Raw genomic sequence first — 15,418 nt, 5'->3', positions numbered from 1 at the left:
TTTTGGGTTTTTAAATTAATGCGCTGCTAATCTCTACCACCGTGTAAATATAACCCCTCCGAACCTAACTGGTTAAAACTGAGCTCAATTTTAAAAACGAAATCATAAATAGATACAATATCTAAGCCTACACCACCTGAATATATTAATTTATTGTTTAGCAAACTATTGTCAGGATATTTATTATAAGCGTAGCCCATATCGCCAAAAGCTTTTAAGAAAAAGCGAAAGGGAATTAAATCGTGGGTTTTGCTTTTAAACGGATTTTTAAAAACGTATTTAAATACTTGTTTGTGTATTGTGGCCTTACCCAATAAACCCGCTGTACCATCTATTACATAATATTCTAAACCGCGCATTTGCAGATCGCCATAACCAAATAAACGTTGGTTAAAGTAAAATTCTTTGTCTTTAGTAAACTTTACCGTTGCCGCCCCTTCAAGATGAACAAAAGAACGACTACTTAAAGGAAACGCATACAATACTCTACCACCTATTTGCCATAAACTAGTTGTTTCGTCAAACCCACGTTTTGATACATATGCACCCGCAATAATACCGCTTGTTGGATAAGCGTTATAATCAGTTTTGGCATAACTAACTCCATAGTTTAAGGTTAAGTATTGAACTTCTTTTCTGTTTTCTGGGAAATAATTTGGATTAACTATTAGGGCGCTATCAGAAATGCCTTCATACATAAATACCGCTTGCAAGCTATGGCGCCAATATTGGTCTGGTCGGTAGGTGTAAGACAAATCTGCACGTGTAACGGTTCTTGTATAATCTTCTGCTTTATAAAACAATTGCTTGTTTAAACTAGTGTTGTAATTAAATTCTTTTTGTTCAGAATGGCCAAAGCCTACACTAAAACCTTGTTGTCTTTTTTTATCGAAAAATGGCAAGCTGTAACGCAAGCTTATTTGCTGGCTATAACCTGTAATTAACCAAATAGCTAGTTCATCATTTTGCCCTGTAAGATTGCCTTGTGTAAATTTTATACCATAGTTTACACGGTCTAAACTCGCTTTTTGGTCTACCAGCCACTGATTAAAATTCCTATCCACCAATCTAAAATATAGTAATGGAAAAAAATACCAACGCTCTTTTACATCTACCTCTACGGTAATACTATTGCCTATTTGTTGCCCCGCAGAAATAGTAGCATCTACAAACAAAGCGGTATTATATACTTGGTTTCGGCTTTGTTCTAGTTTTTTATTAAGGTCTTTTAGTAAAATAGTATCCCCTTGGTGTAGCACCATTTCACGTAAAATAATATAGGCCTTTGTACGCTTATTGCCCTTAATAACAATATTGCTTACCGTTACATATTGGTTGCTAGTAATAATAGTAGTATCAGCTAATTTATGTATCGTTAAGCTATCTTGCTGTGCCTGCAAGCTGCCGCCAAAAACAATGATTAACAATAACAAGAAACTACAACGCATTAATAAACATAGCTGATGAATGGTAAATATAAGAGAAAATGGGTTTAGGCCTTAGTTTGTCTAACCTTATTGCAAGGCGTTGCGAAGAAAGAAGCAAAGCAAAAAAGGTACGTGAAGGACACGTACCAAGGCTGAGTCTGTCCAGCACTATTATTACCTCTTGTTGGTACGCTTTTGCAAATTAGCCTTGGCTGCATCAAGGGCGAAAAGGTGTTTCGTGGGGACACGAACCACAGCTGACAATGTCCTGCCCAACTTGCATAAAACCCAATGTTGTAGGCAGTTTTAGTAGGTCTGTAAATGAAAAACTTTCTCAAACGTATTTCTAAGTCCATTCGTCATAAAAAGAATTAGTCCATAAAGTATGAGTTCAAAGAAAGGAAGAAAAAGCAAAATGTATGTCTTTGGTCCATTTAACATTGTTTTGATGCCGAAAAGTTCACATAAAAACAGAATAGCTATGAGGTAAATAAAGAAAACTAAACCAAAATTTGGTCTTAGTGTTGTTTCAATTACTGTGTCTTGTCCATTGCTACTAATACTTCCTTTAATTGTGGCAAAGTCATTTCCGAAAATTCCTCGAATATATCCAAATGTCCATTTATGTGTAAACTTAAAAGTATTGTCATTGTTAAGTGTTCCCGTAATATTATCAGAAAAGTCTGTCCACTTTTTATTTGTCACTTTTGAAAAGTCTTGAAGAACATTGTCAATTGGTTGGTTGACTGTGTATTTGTATGTTCTTGAAAAAAGAAAGTCCATAAATAAATGTATAAGAAGTCGGTAGTATTTTTAGTTTTTTTAGCCTTGGTACGTGTCCCCACGAACCACGGCTGAAAAAATATTCTAAATCAAGTTCATCCATCTGCATTCTTTTTTGATTGAGGTATAAAGTATGAAACAATTAATAATACCCCTAAAGAAGTCAAACCAAATAATGTTGCATTTTGAGTATTATAAACCTTCTCAATAGTTAAGAATTTTGTGTAATCGCTTTCCCAATTTATTGTTTTGTCAAAATACATTTTGTAGGTCTCATAAGTTATTTCTCGTTTGGGCTTAGATGGGCTTAAATAGAAATATTTTGTTTTAGCACTCATATAGCCGCTTAGTAAACCTATTAACAATGATACCCCAAAAATTACAATAAAAATTTTTCTCATAATGTTTATCATTTCATAATTGCAGCCAACTCAAAAATATACGCAAGTCCCTATTACTACTACCGCTATTTTCCTCGCTCTTCGGGATGTTCGCAAAGCGGCATCCCGAAGTTTAGATAAAACAGATGTGTCATCTGCCATCACTAATACAAAATACTATAGCATCTTAGATGCCCTTTATCTGTACTTCGACTTGTTCCGCAAGGGCAAGTCGAAGAGCGACGATACAATTAAATATCAGTCCGTTTCAGGTATTTGTCAAAAACAGCCATGACATCATTTTTTAATTCTTGTGGGGGATTGTCATTCCAACTTAATTTAACGGGTTCAAATGTATATAAATAAAAATGGGATGCTTTTTGATGATTACCCCATTGGTCTTTCAAGTCGGTGTATTTATCATCAATGTCTGCTAAGTCATTCGAGATTAATTCGTAAACTTTTGCAACGCTCTCTCCATGTTGTAATTTTAATGTTTCGTCCATTTCTTAAATATTTAAATGATAATAATTTTTTTTCGCCGCTGTTGGTGTTGCTTTCACCAACAGCATAATTAGTTGTTTGCAAAGAAGCCAATAACTGCTGTAATTACTTATCAAATTTAGTTATTAAATATGTACGTAGTGCTAGCACTACGTACATATTATACCTCTTATTCTTTCACCAATTTTACCACCACATCGGTATTAGCGCCTCTTGTTATTTTGGCGGTCATGGTTTGGCTTTTGTAGCCTGTAGCGGCTATGGTAAGCACTTGGTTGCCAGCAGCTATTTTCTCAAAATGCGCCACGCCTGTGGCATCGGCAGGTTCGGTTTTTAAAGTACTAGTAAGTGTGGCATGTGCTGTAGTTACAGGCGCTTGTGTGGCAGCATCTAAAATATGTATGCTTAGGCTATTGTGCCTTGTACCCGCAATTATTTGCTTGGCTGCAAGGTCCATCGCTTTGGCTAGCTCGCTTTTAGGAAAATACGAATGTGCCAACTCTATCAGGTGGTCAATATACATATCCATCTCATCAAGCAAAGGCTCTATTACATCTGTGCCAGCAGCTTTTTTATGTTGGTTAGCAATGGCAGGTTGTTCTTTTGCTTCGCTAAAAGCGGTAATAGTGGCTTTTATTTCGGCAATATTGGCTGCTGTAATATTGGTAAGTGTAGCCAAATTATCTTCTAACGCTTTTACAGTGGCATTTGCCCTAGCTACACTTGTGGTAGCGTCGGTTTGTACATAGTATTTTTCAGGATGGTCTAGCTGTGTAGCAAGGGCGGTATTGCCAGCACGCTTGGCTTTTACCACTGCACGGCCTGTATAAATAATAATTGTTTCGGCCATGGTGGTTTTTAGGGCTGCTTTAGTTTCGCTTTTGCCAGTAGTATCGGTGGCTTGCGTGGTTTGGGCAACTTCTAGCTTGGTAATACAGTTGTTGAGGTCGCTAATTTCTATAGCTGCCTCGGCAATAGTGGCTAATTGGGTGGCATAATTTACAGTTAGCTGCTGTATACGCTTACCAGCAGCAAATCGGGCTTCTTGACGGCTTGTCATAACTAATACTTTTATGTGTTGACTAATGGTAAGTGTGTATTTACTTACATACTTTTTTATATTGCTATGAAAGTAATATATAATTTTACAAATTGATTAATTATATAGTAAAATTTTTCTAAAAAACTTATTAATGATGCTGTTGAGTAGTGAATTGTACCTGTATATGGGCAAATCTGTGTGACAAACTGCTGTATCTAAGTGTATGCAGGGCTTATCTGTATGTTAAATGCATTTATCTATGTGTCTGCACCCTTTATCCATGTGTAATTACAACATATTTGCATGTAAGAAGGGCAAATCTGTAGGTTAAAGCCTTATTTCTGTGTGTAAGTATCACGTATCTGCATGTAAGCACGCATTATCTAAGTGTCAATATTCTTAATCTACTTGTAAGGAGGCATCACCCCAAATGCAGTTGTATCTATTTCAACTCAACCCATTCGCTCACATTATTATTGTTATCTACTGCGGCTACAAACAATCTATTGTCGGCTGGCGCTATAGATTTTGTTCTGTCAAAAGTGGTGCTTGTGGTGGTGGTTAAGTATAGCAATGTGGCTAGGTTCATTTTTGCATCTACCAAAGGCGGCAATGCAAAAAAGGCTAAGCCTTTAATGTTTTCGGTGCCTTTGTAGGCAATGTTAAACGTGGTTTTGTTTACAACGCTTACCATTGGTTTTGCAGGTGGTACACTATCTATCCAAGGCATGGGCGGTATAATGGCAGGCAAGGCGTAATAGTTTTGGCGCAGGCTATCGTTCCAGCCATTGGCATTGGTTTCAAAATTTTTACTGCTAAAATACACGCTGCCTTGTGTGGTGTTGTATTGCCTCAATGCTTGTATTTGTTTGGGAATTTCGTTTTTATCTTTCCAAGCAGCATTGGTATTTACCCTATAAATACCATGACCAATATACAAATGCTTGCCATACGTATGTTCGTTCCACCAAGCAAGTAAGGTATCGTAGTCGCACAATTTATGTCCCCTTTCCCAGTAAAGTTGAGGCACTACATAGTCTATCCAACCTTGTTTTAGCCACAACAAAATGTCGGCATAAAGGTCATCAAAGTTGGTTTGTCCTGCTTTGGTATTACTGCCTATTGGGTCTTGGGTTTTATTGCGCCATACACCAAAGGGGCTAATGCCAAACTTAACATGCGGATTTGCAGCCCGAATGGTAAGATATAATTGCTTAATAATGCTATCGCAATTGCTTCTACGCCAGTCGTCTTTATGTAATTTACTGCCGCTTTGCTCGTAGGTTTTTTGGTCAGGAAATTCTTTGCCAGTAATGCGATATGGGTAAAAATAGTCATCCATATGTATACCATCTAGATCATATCTTGTAACGAGGTCTTTTACAATATTGCTCACCAAATTTCTTACTTCGGGCAAGCCAGGATTAAAAAACTTGGTAGTGCCGTAGGTTAAAAACCATTCAGGATGTATTTTGGTAATGTGCGAAGGCGCAATAGACGATTTTGTAACATTAAATACCGCTCTGTAAGGGTTTAACCATGCATGAAATTCCATACCACGCTTGTGCGTTTCGGTAATCATAAACGCAAGCGGATCGTAAAATGGTGTGGGTGGCAAACCTTGTTTGCCCATTAAATATTCGCTCCAAGGCTCGAATTGTGATGGGTAAAATGCATCTCCTGCCGGGCGAATTTGCATGAAAATAGCATTCATCCCATTGCGTTGGTGCATATCTAGCAGGTGAATAAATTCTGCTTTTTGCTCTTCAACTGATAACCCTTTTTTACTTGGCCAATCGATATTTTCTACGGTAGCAATCCACACACCTCGAAACTCAAAATTGGTTTGTGCTTGTGTATTGCTTGTAAATAAAAAGATACCGATGATGACTAATAAAAAGGATTTGTTCATGCGGCAAAGGTAGCCAAGTAGCCAAAAGAAATGCGGCCTGTGGATGTTTTAAGTATGAGCGGCTGAGAATTCACAGCCAAGTAGCTTGATGTGTTAGCCGCGTGCTTTATCTAATAATTCGTTGAGTTGTTTGGCTTCAGCAGGTGTAAGATTTGAGATAATGCTATCTAATTTATTGGCGCTAGCATCTAGTTCTGCTAATAATGCTAAGCCTTTTTCTGTAATGGTTACATCAACCAAGCGCTTATCGAATTTGCAAGATTTTTTCTCGAGCAAGCCTTTTTTAAGTAAACGCTCTACCAGTCTACTCGTGTCGCTCATTTTATCTAACATGCGCTCACGAATTTGTAATGTGCTTAGTGGACTTTCGCCTCTTAAAATGCGTAAGATGTTGAATTGTTGTGTGGTAATATCGGCAGGTTCTAATAAGGTTTTAAATTGCTGTTGCAAAAAGTTGGAAGTATAAATAATATTAATAGTAGCTTTTTGGTACTCGTTTCTAAACTTATGCTGATTAATAGCTTGTTCAAGGCCCATGCTGTTTTAAACAATTTATAATGACGAAATGTGGTATATATTCGTTAATATCTGTTATTACAATAGGCGAAATTACATTAATCTTCCCAAACCGTTAATCCCTCGCTACAATTGCTACAAATATCAATGTTTTTGCGGCTTGTCATTAGTTCTCGCCTAAACTGCTTGTAATTATCGTTTTGCCAAATGGCTTTAAAACTTTGGCCTTTTAAATTGCCCAATTGGTGCATCGCATCTTTGTCAAAACAGCATGGCACCACTAAGCCATCCCAAGTAATTACATTGGCATGCCAAAGCTTCCAACATTGGTTTTGCAAGCCGCTTTTACTTATCACGTTACCGTTTTTGTCTTTTTTATAGCGGCTATATTTGTCTATCGTTGGTATTAATTGGTTGGGATCATTTTCAAAATCGTACACTTGGGCGGTTTTAAAACGCACTTGGTCTACGCCAATTTCTTTGGCCAATTGTTTTACTTCTTCTATTTGATGTTCATTGGGCTTTACCACCAAAAATTGAAAAAATACAAAAGGCGTTTTGCTATTGAGTGCTTTTTTCCATTTTACAATGTTTTTAGCGCCTTCAAGCACTTTGTCTAGTTTGCCACCCACACGGTACGATTGATACACATCCTGCGTAGTGCCGTCAATAGAAATTATCAATCTATCAAGTCCGCTTTCTACCGTTTTTTTAGCTTTTTCATCGGTTAAATAATGTGCATTGGTAGAGGTTGCGGTGTAAATATTTTTGTCATGCGCATATTTCACCATATCTAAAAAATCAGGGTTTAAATAGGGCTCACCCTGAAAATAGAAAGTTAAATAAATGAGTTCTTTATAAATATCGTCGATGGTTTCTTTAAAAAAATTTTGTTGTAGCATGCCTGTTGGGCGGCTAAATTCACGTAAACCACTAGGGCATTCTGGGCAGCGCAAGTTGCAGCTAGTAGTAGGTTCAAAAGAAATAGATACTGGAAATCCCCATTGAATAGGCTTTTTTAACAATTTACTTAGTTGATAGCTTGCCAATACCTTATACAAATTCCACGCACGACGTGCTGTAAACTTGGAATAATAATTAAGCGTATCTGTTAAATTGAAATAAGCCATAATGGATGTAAAAATAAGTTGCTTGCTTGTAAGTTGCTCGGTTACTTTCGTTTCTCGAAATCAATTTAGCACATTACTGTTAATGCTTTAGCGAGTAGTTTATATTTGCCGACTTTATAAATAATAGCAAATGATAGGTTACAACAGATTTGTGTTAGATAATGGCTTGCGTGTATTGGTGCATGAAGATACAAGTACACCAATGGCAGTGGTAAATGTGATGTATGATGTGGGCGCAAAAGATGAAAATCCTAACAAAACAGGTTTTGCTCATTTGTTTGAGCATCTAATGTTTGGAGGCAGCATTAATATAAAAGACTACGACGAACCTTTGCAACGTGCAGGTGGTGAAAACAATGCGTATACTACCAATGATTTGACCAACTATTACTGCAGTATGCCAAAGGAAAATATAGAGACGGCATTTTGGCTAGAAAGTGATAGAATGTTAAGCCTTGCTTTTAGTAAAAAAAGCTTAGAAGTACAGCGTAAAGTGGTGTGTGAAGAGTTTAAAGAACATTATATTAATAAGCCATATGGTGATGTTTGGTTTAAAATGCGTGAATTGGCGTACAAAGTGCATCCTTACAAATGGATGACCATTGGCAAAGAATTAAGCCATGTAGAAAACGCCACCATCGACGATGTAAAAGACTTTTTCTTCAAGCATTATCGCCCAATAAATGCCATTTTAGTGGTAGCTGGGAATGTTACAACGGAGGAAGTGAAGCGCTTAGCTGATAAATGGTTTGGACCAATACCAATGGGCGAAAAATACCAAAGAAATTTACCACAAGAACCCAAGCAAACCGAAGCTAGATTTTTAGAGCATTATGCAGACGTACCGTTGGATGCATTTGTAAAAACATGGCACATTGACTCTAGAATGAATAAAGGTTACTATGTAGCAGATTTAATAACCGAAATTCTTGGTGGCGGCGGTTCGTCTCGTTTGTATCAAAAACTAGTAAAAGAGCAGCAATTATTTTCTAACCTAGATTGTTACCATTTTGGTAGCATAGAAGGTGGTTTATTAGCTATAGAAGGCAAACTTGTAAAAGGTGTAAAATTAGAAGATGCCAATAAAGCTGTAAACGCGGAAATAGAAAAAATAAAAAGCACTTTGGTAGATGATACCGAACTACAAAAAGTAAAAAATAAAACCGAAAGCATTATTGCCTTTGAAGATATGAGCGTTATGAGTCGTGCAACAAGTTTAGCTAATTACGAATTGCTTGGCGACGCTAATTTAATGAATACAGAACTAGATAAATACCAAGCTATCACCGTAGAAGATATTAAGGCTTATAGCCAAACTATTTTTGACGACAACAACAGCAACACATTGCACTATCACAGTAAAAATTAATGGATGATTAATAGAAAAATAGCCCCACAAATATTTGATGCAGTTGATTTTAATTTACAACTAAAGCCATACACCAAATTTACATTAGACAATGGTGTAGACGTGTACAGTATAGATGCTGGCGCACAAGAAGTGGTAATGGTAGAATGTGTTTTTTTTGCCGGTAACTGCTACGAAAACAAAAATATTGTAGCTGCCACTACCAACTTTATGCTTAAAAATGGTACTACTACTAAAAAGGCATTTGCAATAAACGAGCATTTTGATTTTTATGGCGCTTATTTAAACAGAAGCTGCCATAACGAGACCGCGACTTTTACACTGCATACTTTAAGCAAACATTTGCCAAGTCTACTGCCAGAAATGGCTGAAATGCTAACTGATAGTATTTTTCCAGAAGAAGAATTGGCTATTTATAAGCAAAACCAAAAGCAACGTTTAGAAGTTAATTTAAAAAAATGCGACTTTGTCGCCAACCGTTTGATAGATGAATATATATTCGGTTTTCATCATCCGTATGGTAGATATACATCACCAACAGATTACGATAGCATACAACGAGAGGAATTAGTAGCGTTTTACAAACAGTTTTATACGCATGGTAAATGCATCATGTTTGTTGCTGGAAAATTACCAAGCGATATTGAAGCACAATTAAACAATGTTTTTGGCAAACTACCATTTAACCAACAAAACATCGTTTTACCAAAAGTAGAAGCGATAGCTGCTGAGCAAAAAAAATACCATATTATTAACGATGAAAGCGGTGTACAAGGTGCCATCAGAATGGCACGCCCTTTTCCAAATCGTCATCATCCTGATTTTCCAAAAGTGCAGGTGCTGAATAATATTTTTGGTGGTTTTTTTGGCTCAAGATTAATGAGTAATATTCGTGAAGACAAAGGCTACACGTATGGTATTCACTCGTATTTGCAAAACTTAATACAGCAAACCGCTTGGATGATAAGTACAGAAGCTGGCCGTGATGTGTGTGAAGCCACGCTTGAAGAAGTGTATAAAGAAATGGCTCGCTTACGTGATGAAAAAATAGCCGATGAAGAAATAGATTTGGTACGTAACTATATGATGGGTGGGCTTTTGGGTGCTTTAGATGGTCCTTTTCAAATTATTTCTCGTTGGAAAAGTTATATCCTAAATGACCTTGATGATGCGTATTTTTATAACAGCATTAATACCATAAGAACCGTTACTGCTGATGAATTGCAAGCACTAGCAAAGCAATATTTACAGCCTGAAGATTTTTATGAGTTAGTGGTGATTTAAAAAAGCAATGTTATGATTCGTTTCTTTCTTAAAACAATGGTTACAGCGGTGGCTGTATTAATTGCCTCTTATGTATTAGATGGCGTGAGTGTTGACAGCACGTTAACAGCTATTTTGGTAGCCATTGTTTTGGGATTATTAAACAGCTTTATCAAGCCCATTCTTATTATTTTAACGATACCCATAACCATAGTTACCCTTGGTTTATTTTTATTGGTGATTAATGTGCTTATTGTAAAATGGGCGTCTGAAATTGTCCCTAATTTCACCGTTAATGGTTGGTGGTCGGCACTGCTTTTTAGCATTATTGTATCTGTTGTAACGTCTATTATTGATGGGCTTACAAAATCGCAGTATGAATAAATCCAACCATTAAGGCACCACAATACCATCTACCTCATTATCCCAATTGGCTTTGAAATTAAACTTCTGTTTTAGCAGATATACCACTTCTGGCTGTAGCTTTTTGCTATAATTACCGCTATCCCAAATACCGTTTTTATTGGTGTCGAATAAAACACGAATCTCATATTCTCCTGGCTTAAATAGCTTTCTATAAAACTCGTTGTTAGTAAGTATCACAGATTCTGTGACCTTATCGCTTTGTACAAATTGTAGTATTGGATGTTTACCTAAATCTATCTGGCCAAAACGTAATCTAACACTGCCATATTCGGCTTCTTTTTTAGTAAAAAAACGAATAGTATCGTTTTTAGAGATTGAAACACCGTTACTATCGGCCATGGCTTCCTTTAAAATAAGTAGGTGAAAAGCCATCTCTTCTTTCCAATTGTTATACACTATTTGTACTATCTTTTTAGTACTATCAAGCGTTACCTTATAATTAGCCAAAGGCTTGTTAAGGGTATCGCAAAGCAATATTTTACTGCTATCAAATTTGGTAAGTGGTTTGGTAAATGTGAGTTCAATATTATTGCGCAGTAAGTCTTGCAAATTGCCCTCTAAACTATTGCTATAGCGCAATCTCTTATCTTCTTTTACAGCCGTAGGTTTGGTAGAAATACCTGTACCCAACTTAGTGCCAAAACTACCAGCCCCTTCTTTATTACGCTTTTCCTCATAGGTGTAAAATATTGCAGACGCTGTGGTATCGCCAATTGTAATGGTAGTATTTAAAAAGGCAAAAGGCTTGGTGCTATCTTCAAATTTTTTGTAATAATTGTTAGGAATTACGAAAGCAGCATAGGTACCAGGCTCTACATTTTTAAACTTAAAAGCACCTTTACCATCGAGCTTGGTATAATAACGGGGTTTTGTTTTTAAAATTGCTGTATCACTTAGGTTTTTATGCAACACCACAATTAAGCTACTATCAATTTTTCCGGTTTCTGCCGCTACTACCTTACCGCCAAAACTACCATTGGCGATAGTGGCACCTGTAGAAAAAACATAGCTGAAGTTTTTAGCGATATTACCCTCGTTTACATCTTTAATGGCATCCCCAAAATTGAGGCTATATGTTGTGTTTGGCTCAAGTGTGTCTTTAAATTTTACAATCACACTTCTAAGTTTGTAATCAACATTCGGTATTGACTTAGTAATGGGCGACACTACTAAATTTTCTTGAATACTTTTTACATCTACAAATTCATCAAAGTTGAGTGTGATGGTTTTGGTAACCACATTGGTAGCAGAATCTTTTGGTGAAGCATTGATTAATCTAGGTGGGATGGTATCTCTAGGTCCGCCGCTGGGTGGTATAATATTGGCGCAGCCATAACCGCTGATTATAATGATTGAAATGATAGCCGTAGTAAATATTGTAGAGAAGAAATACTTCATGTTATTTGATTGGTTTGCAAACTTAATTGCTTTCAATGGATGGCTAATCAAGGTAAATCATAATAATCACTTAAATCAACAGTAATCCCTCTTCTTCCAATTCGTGGAGTGCAACGGCCATATTATTAGTTTTTACAAAGTTACACCAATCGCAATCTGGTTTACCACAACCAGTTTTAAAATCTTGTTGTTGAATTTTTTGCCAAGTGCTTACAATTTGGTTAGTTACAGTTGTTATATCGCTGGCTTCTACTACAATTTTTGCAGTTTTATATTCATCATTTACAGGTTCTATAAACTCAAATTCTGTGCTAATGGCTTGCCAATCGTTGCTGTTATCATTATCTATTAATATTTTGTAAAATACAGCTTGTCGCCAATAATCACCTCCGTTTGGTTCTTTTTCATTTGGTGCAAATAATTTCTTTTTAGCATTATCGAAACTGCCTGTTTTATAATCTACAACGTTTACATGTTTGCCATTAAATTCAAGCTTATCTAACTTGCCATTTAAAGGAATGCCCTTTACTAAAATATTTCGAAGCGGTTTTTCTACTACAACAGTTTTGTTCCAACTGTTAATGTGATGGTAATAGTATTCGGGTAAAATTTTCTCACCATAATCGTTTTTTAGCTTAAATGCTTCAGGTGTAAACGCATCTCTATTAATGTACATATACCATTTAAAATCGCTGACTAATTTTTCAACAGGCGGAAAAACATTGTTGTTCTCACGCATCTCTTTAAACAATCGTTCAACTGCGTAGTGTACGGCACTACCAAACACCATACTATCGCTTTTTGCTGCAGGTACGCGTATTAAATTTTGATAATAAAATTTTAGTGGGCAATTAAGATAATTGTTTAAATGTGTTACACTTAAGGTATAGCTTTTAAGAACTTTGTTAATATATTCCTGCTCTACCAATTCAATTTCAGGCTTAGCTGTTTCAGCCAATTTTAATGCTAAATAATCGGTTAATACACCTTCGTCTACTTGCTGCGATTGTACTTTAACATCGCTTTTTTCAACTATTTCTGTAATAAAAGTGCTTCTAGTATGTTCCTTGTCTTTCTTGTCTTTTGCTGCGTATGAAATGTACAAATTGGTTTTAGCTCTTGTAATGGCTACGTAAAACAAACGGCGACTTTCTTCCAAATCGCTTGAGATATTATGGTTACTCATCAAATTATCTGGCAACTTATAAGTACGACTAGATGATGCATTCTTTTCATCCCAAATTTTTTGTGTACAACCAATTACAAATACATGGGCATATTCGCTGCCCTTGCTACCGTGTGCCGTAATTAAGTTGACACCATTATCGCTAGCTGTTGTTTTTACCAAAGGCATAACAATATTGTTTTTCTGCATCAGTTTTATATTATTTAAAAACTCATGTAAGTTTAACTCAGGTTTACGTTTACATTCTTCTTTTATAAAATTGAAAAAAGAAGTTAACACCTGCATCAGCCAAGGCTTTTCATGGTTTTGCATTACATAACCTAAAACACCTGCTTTTTGTATCACCATTTCTATTAAATGTTGTAAGGTTACGTTGTTAGATTGTTGTATTAATGCTTCTAAAATATCACTGGTAGCTTTAATGGCATTGTTAGCTTGATTAAATAAATCAGCTTTGATATTGGGTGTTTCAGCAATCACTCTTCTGAGTGAAAACACATCCTCTTTTCTGCTTTTATTTTTTTCATTTACTGCAATACTAAGTTTCGCAACTTCAAGTGGTTTTATGTTGAAGAAATTGTAATGCAATATTTGAAACAACAAATCATCAGCACTATAAGGGATATAATTTTCTTTGTCAATCCATGTAAGAATAGACAAGATATTTTTGATAAATGGCAGCTTTAATAAATCAACTTTTCGTTTTGTATTAACAGCAACTTTTTGCTGCTCTAAAATGGCAATAATATCTTCTACCTGTGCATGATTCCTGTAAATAACGCCAATTTCTTTACCGCTAATACCAGCGTCTATTAATCCTTTTATCTGCATTGCAATGCTTACGGCTTCTTGTGTTGTACTTGCAAATTCTACAATAACGGGCTTTACATTGATATTTTGCAAATTGCCATTACTAGCTATAAGTGCATTGTCGTTGGGTGAAATACGTTGTTGATTATGGATAATTAGTTCATGAGCCGTATCTAATATTGATTGCGTAGAGCGATAATTATTTACCAGATCAATCTGCACAATACTATCTGCATAGCGTTTTCTAAAAGCATCAATATTTTGTACGTTGGCATCCTGAAAGGAAAAAATACTTTGATCTGCATCACCTACCACAAACAAATTTGGAACATCCCAATAGCCAGTTAAAGATTGTAACAACAGATTTTGAGAACGGCTTGTATCTTGAAATTCATCTACTAGAAAATATAAAAACCGTTCTTGATAATCTAGTAGCATGTTTTTGTTCTTAGCAAATGCATCTAACACCCACAGTATCATATCATCAAAATTATAGCGGCTAATATCTGCCATCATTTTATTGTATACAGGATACAATTGTACTGCGGCTTTTAGCATTTCCATCTTCTCTTTTTCGTCAGCAATAGCACCATGTTTAGGGTCGCCTGCGGCAAATTCTTTATACTTTTTTTTGTAAAAAAAACCTTCTTTATTGGGTAATTCAGCTATATAAGCATCAATGCGTTCAAGTAAATATTCAGGTGTCCAGGCTTCTTTTTTCATCAAACTAAACAGAGATTTTAGCCTATCTTTCTCATAATACACATCACCTCTAAAACGTTTTAAGGCATTATCTGCAGGTATATTATTAATCAATTGATAATACAAATCAATCTCTTCCAAATCGCCAATTGGTTCTAAACTAAGTTTACCGAAATAGGTTGTATTGTCTTGTATTACTTCGTTACAAAACGAGTGAAAAGTATGAATTTGCACATGATAAGCCGCCGTGCCTACCATATTTAACAAGCGGTTACGCATTTCCACTGCGCCATTATCGGTATAGGTAAGGCAAATTATATTTTTAGGGCTTGTATCAGTGTCAAGCAATATTCGGGCTATTCTAGTAGCTAAAATTTGGGTTTTACCAGTACCTGGTCCTGCATTTACCATTACAGGCCCTTCAATAGTATCTACAGCCTGTTTCTGCTGCGCATTTAGTTGATTATATACTTTCTTAAAAAGTTCTTGTTGTTGTTCCGTTGTTGGCATGTTTCAAAGTTAAGGCTACACATGAAGAACATTTTGCACAAAAACTTGTTTATGTAATCA

13 protein-coding genes are annotated in these 15,418 nt (G+C 36.0%); 3 read left to right on the top strand and 10 right to left on the bottom strand.

Translation table 11 applies throughout. From position 1 onward, the window contains the following. Window positions 1-26: 26 nt before the first annotated feature. From ACFOW1_RS10305 to ACFOW1_RS10270, 8 genes are all read right to left on the bottom strand, one after another. The gene (locus ACFOW1_RS10305) at window positions 27-1,448 is read right to left on the bottom strand and encodes a POTRA domain-containing protein (RefSeq protein ID WP_379014077.1); all 1,422 of its coding nucleotides are present in this window, start codon (window positions 1,446-1,448) and stop codon (window positions 27-29) included. 285 nt (window positions 1,449-1,733) lie between these two features. Continuing rightward, window positions 1,734-2,210: a hypothetical protein gene (locus ACFOW1_RS10300; RefSeq protein WP_379014075.1), complete on the bottom strand. Its 477-nt coding sequence runs from the start codon at window positions 2,208-2,210 to the stop codon at window positions 1,734-1,736. 95 nt (window positions 2,211-2,305) lie between these two features. Continuing rightward, window positions 2,306-2,611 (bottom strand): hypothetical protein, encoded by a 306-nt coding sequence (locus ACFOW1_RS10295; protein ID WP_379014074.1) that lies wholly within the window; start codon window positions 2,609-2,611, stop codon window positions 2,306-2,308. A 230-nt stretch (window positions 2,612-2,841) separates the two neighbouring features. After that, window positions 2,842-3,096, bottom strand: a complete 255-nt coding sequence (locus ACFOW1_RS10290) for a hypothetical protein (RefSeq protein WP_379014072.1) — start codon at window positions 3,094-3,096, stop codon at window positions 2,842-2,844. Between the two features lie 167 nt (window positions 3,097-3,263). After that, window positions 3,264-4,154: a hypothetical protein gene (locus tag ACFOW1_RS10285; protein ID WP_379014070.1), complete on the bottom strand. Its 891-nt coding sequence runs from the start codon at window positions 4,152-4,154 to the stop codon at window positions 3,264-3,266. 424 nt (window positions 4,155-4,578) lie between these two features. After that, on the bottom strand, window positions 4,579-6,048 hold the full coding sequence (locus ACFOW1_RS10280) for a glycoside hydrolase family 10 protein (RefSeq protein WP_379014069.1): 1,470 nt from the start codon (window positions 6,046-6,048) through the stop codon (window positions 4,579-4,581). Between the two features lie 93 nt (window positions 6,049-6,141). Further along, on the bottom strand, window positions 6,142-6,585 hold the full coding sequence (locus ACFOW1_RS10275; protein ID WP_379014068.1) for a MarR family winged helix-turn-helix transcriptional regulator: 444 nt from the start codon (window positions 6,583-6,585) through the stop codon (window positions 6,142-6,144). A 77-nt stretch (window positions 6,586-6,662) separates the two neighbouring features. Beyond that, window positions 6,663-7,694, bottom strand: a complete 1,032-nt coding sequence (locus tag ACFOW1_RS10270) for a radical SAM/SPASM domain-containing protein (protein ID WP_379014066.1) — start codon at window positions 7,692-7,694, stop codon at window positions 6,663-6,665. A 130-nt stretch (window positions 7,695-7,824) separates the two neighbouring features. Between ACFOW1_RS10270 and ACFOW1_RS10265 the strand changes: the two genes are divergently transcribed. From ACFOW1_RS10265 to ACFOW1_RS10255, 3 genes are read left to right on the top strand one after another with little or no spacing between them, the layout of a single operon-like run. Further along, complete coding sequence (locus ACFOW1_RS10265; protein ID WP_379014065.1) at window positions 7,825-9,063, top strand: M16 family metallopeptidase; 1,239 nt, start codon at window positions 7,825-7,827, stop codon at window positions 9,061-9,063. 3 nt (window positions 9,064-9,066) lie between these two features. Beyond that, window positions 9,067-10,347: a M16 family metallopeptidase gene (locus tag ACFOW1_RS10260; RefSeq protein WP_379014064.1), complete on the top strand. Its 1,281-nt coding sequence runs from the start codon at window positions 9,067-9,069 to the stop codon at window positions 10,345-10,347. Between the two features lie 12 nt (window positions 10,348-10,359). Beyond that, entirely contained in the window at window positions 10,360-10,710 is a 351-nt protein-coding gene (locus ACFOW1_RS10255; protein WP_379014063.1) for a phage holin family protein, read from the top strand. Between the two features lie 9 nt (window positions 10,711-10,719). Here the strand turns inward: ACFOW1_RS10255 and ACFOW1_RS10250 are convergent, their stop codons facing one another. Next, window positions 10,720-12,150 carry an Ig-like domain-containing domain gene (locus tag ACFOW1_RS10250; RefSeq protein WP_379014062.1) on the bottom strand — a complete coding sequence of 477 codons (1,431 nt, stop codon included), beginning with the start codon at window positions 12,148-12,150 and terminating at the stop codon, window positions 10,720-10,722. A gap of 70 nt (window positions 12,151-12,220) precedes the next feature. Further along, window positions 12,221-15,358: an ATP-dependent helicase gene (locus tag ACFOW1_RS10245; protein WP_379014061.1), complete on the bottom strand. Its 3,138-nt coding sequence runs from the start codon at window positions 15,356-15,358 to the stop codon at window positions 12,221-12,223. Window positions 15,359-15,418 lie beyond the last annotated feature (60 nt).

Source organism: Parasediminibacterium paludis, from assembly GCF_042651445.1.
GTDB classification, from domain to species: domain Bacteria; phylum Bacteroidota; class Bacteroidia; order Chitinophagales; family Chitinophagaceae; genus Parasediminibacterium; species Parasediminibacterium paludis.
The sequence above is the reverse complement of the archived record's forward strand: the minus strand, read 5'-3'. Positions and strand labels throughout refer to the sequence as shown.

What these genes read in the sequence shown, in the direction of transcription:
- ACFOW1_RS10305 (WP_379014077.1), bottom strand. Translation starts at nt 1,448, where the DNA reads ATGCGTTGTAGTTTCTTGTTATTGTTAATCATTGTTTTTGGCGGCAGC.
- ACFOW1_RS10300 (WP_379014075.1), bottom strand. Translation starts at nt 2,210, where the DNA reads ATGGACTTTCTTTTTTCAAGAACATACAAATACACAGTCAACCAACCA.
- ACFOW1_RS10295 (WP_379014074.1), bottom strand. Translation starts at nt 2,611, where the DNA reads ATGAGAAAAATTTTTATTGTAATTTTTGGGGTATCATTGTTAATAGGT.
- ACFOW1_RS10290 (WP_379014072.1), bottom strand. Translation starts at nt 3,096, where the DNA reads ATGGACGAAACATTAAAATTACAACATGGAGAGAGCGTTGCAAAAGTT.
- ACFOW1_RS10285 (WP_379014070.1), bottom strand. Translation starts at nt 4,154, where the DNA reads ATGACAAGCCGTCAAGAAGCCCGATTTGCTGCTGGTAAGCGTATACAG.
- ACFOW1_RS10280 (WP_379014069.1), bottom strand. Translation starts at nt 6,048, where the DNA reads ATGAACAAATCCTTTTTATTAGTCATCATCGGTATCTTTTTATTTACA.
- ACFOW1_RS10275 (WP_379014068.1), bottom strand. Translation starts at nt 6,585, where the DNA reads ATGGGCCTTGAACAAGCTATTAATCAGCATAAGTTTAGAAACGAGTAC.
- ACFOW1_RS10270 (WP_379014066.1), bottom strand. Translation starts at nt 7,694, where the DNA reads ATGGCTTATTTCAATTTAACAGATACGCTTAATTATTATTCCAAGTTT.
- ACFOW1_RS10265 (WP_379014065.1), top strand. Translation starts at nt 7,825, where the DNA reads ATGATAGGTTACAACAGATTTGTGTTAGATAATGGCTTGCGTGTATTG.
- ACFOW1_RS10260 (WP_379014064.1), top strand. Translation starts at nt 9,067, where the DNA reads ATGATTAATAGAAAAATAGCCCCACAAATATTTGATGCAGTTGATTTT.
- ACFOW1_RS10255 (WP_379014063.1), top strand. Translation starts at nt 10,360, where the DNA reads ATGATTCGTTTCTTTCTTAAAACAATGGTTACAGCGGTGGCTGTATTA.
- ACFOW1_RS10250 (WP_379014062.1), bottom strand. Translation starts at nt 12,150, where the DNA reads ATGAAGTATTTCTTCTCTACAATATTTACTACGGCTATCATTTCAATC.
- ACFOW1_RS10245 (WP_379014061.1), bottom strand. Translation starts at nt 15,358, where the DNA reads ATGCCAACAACGGAACAACAACAAGAACTTTTTAAGAAAGTATATAAT.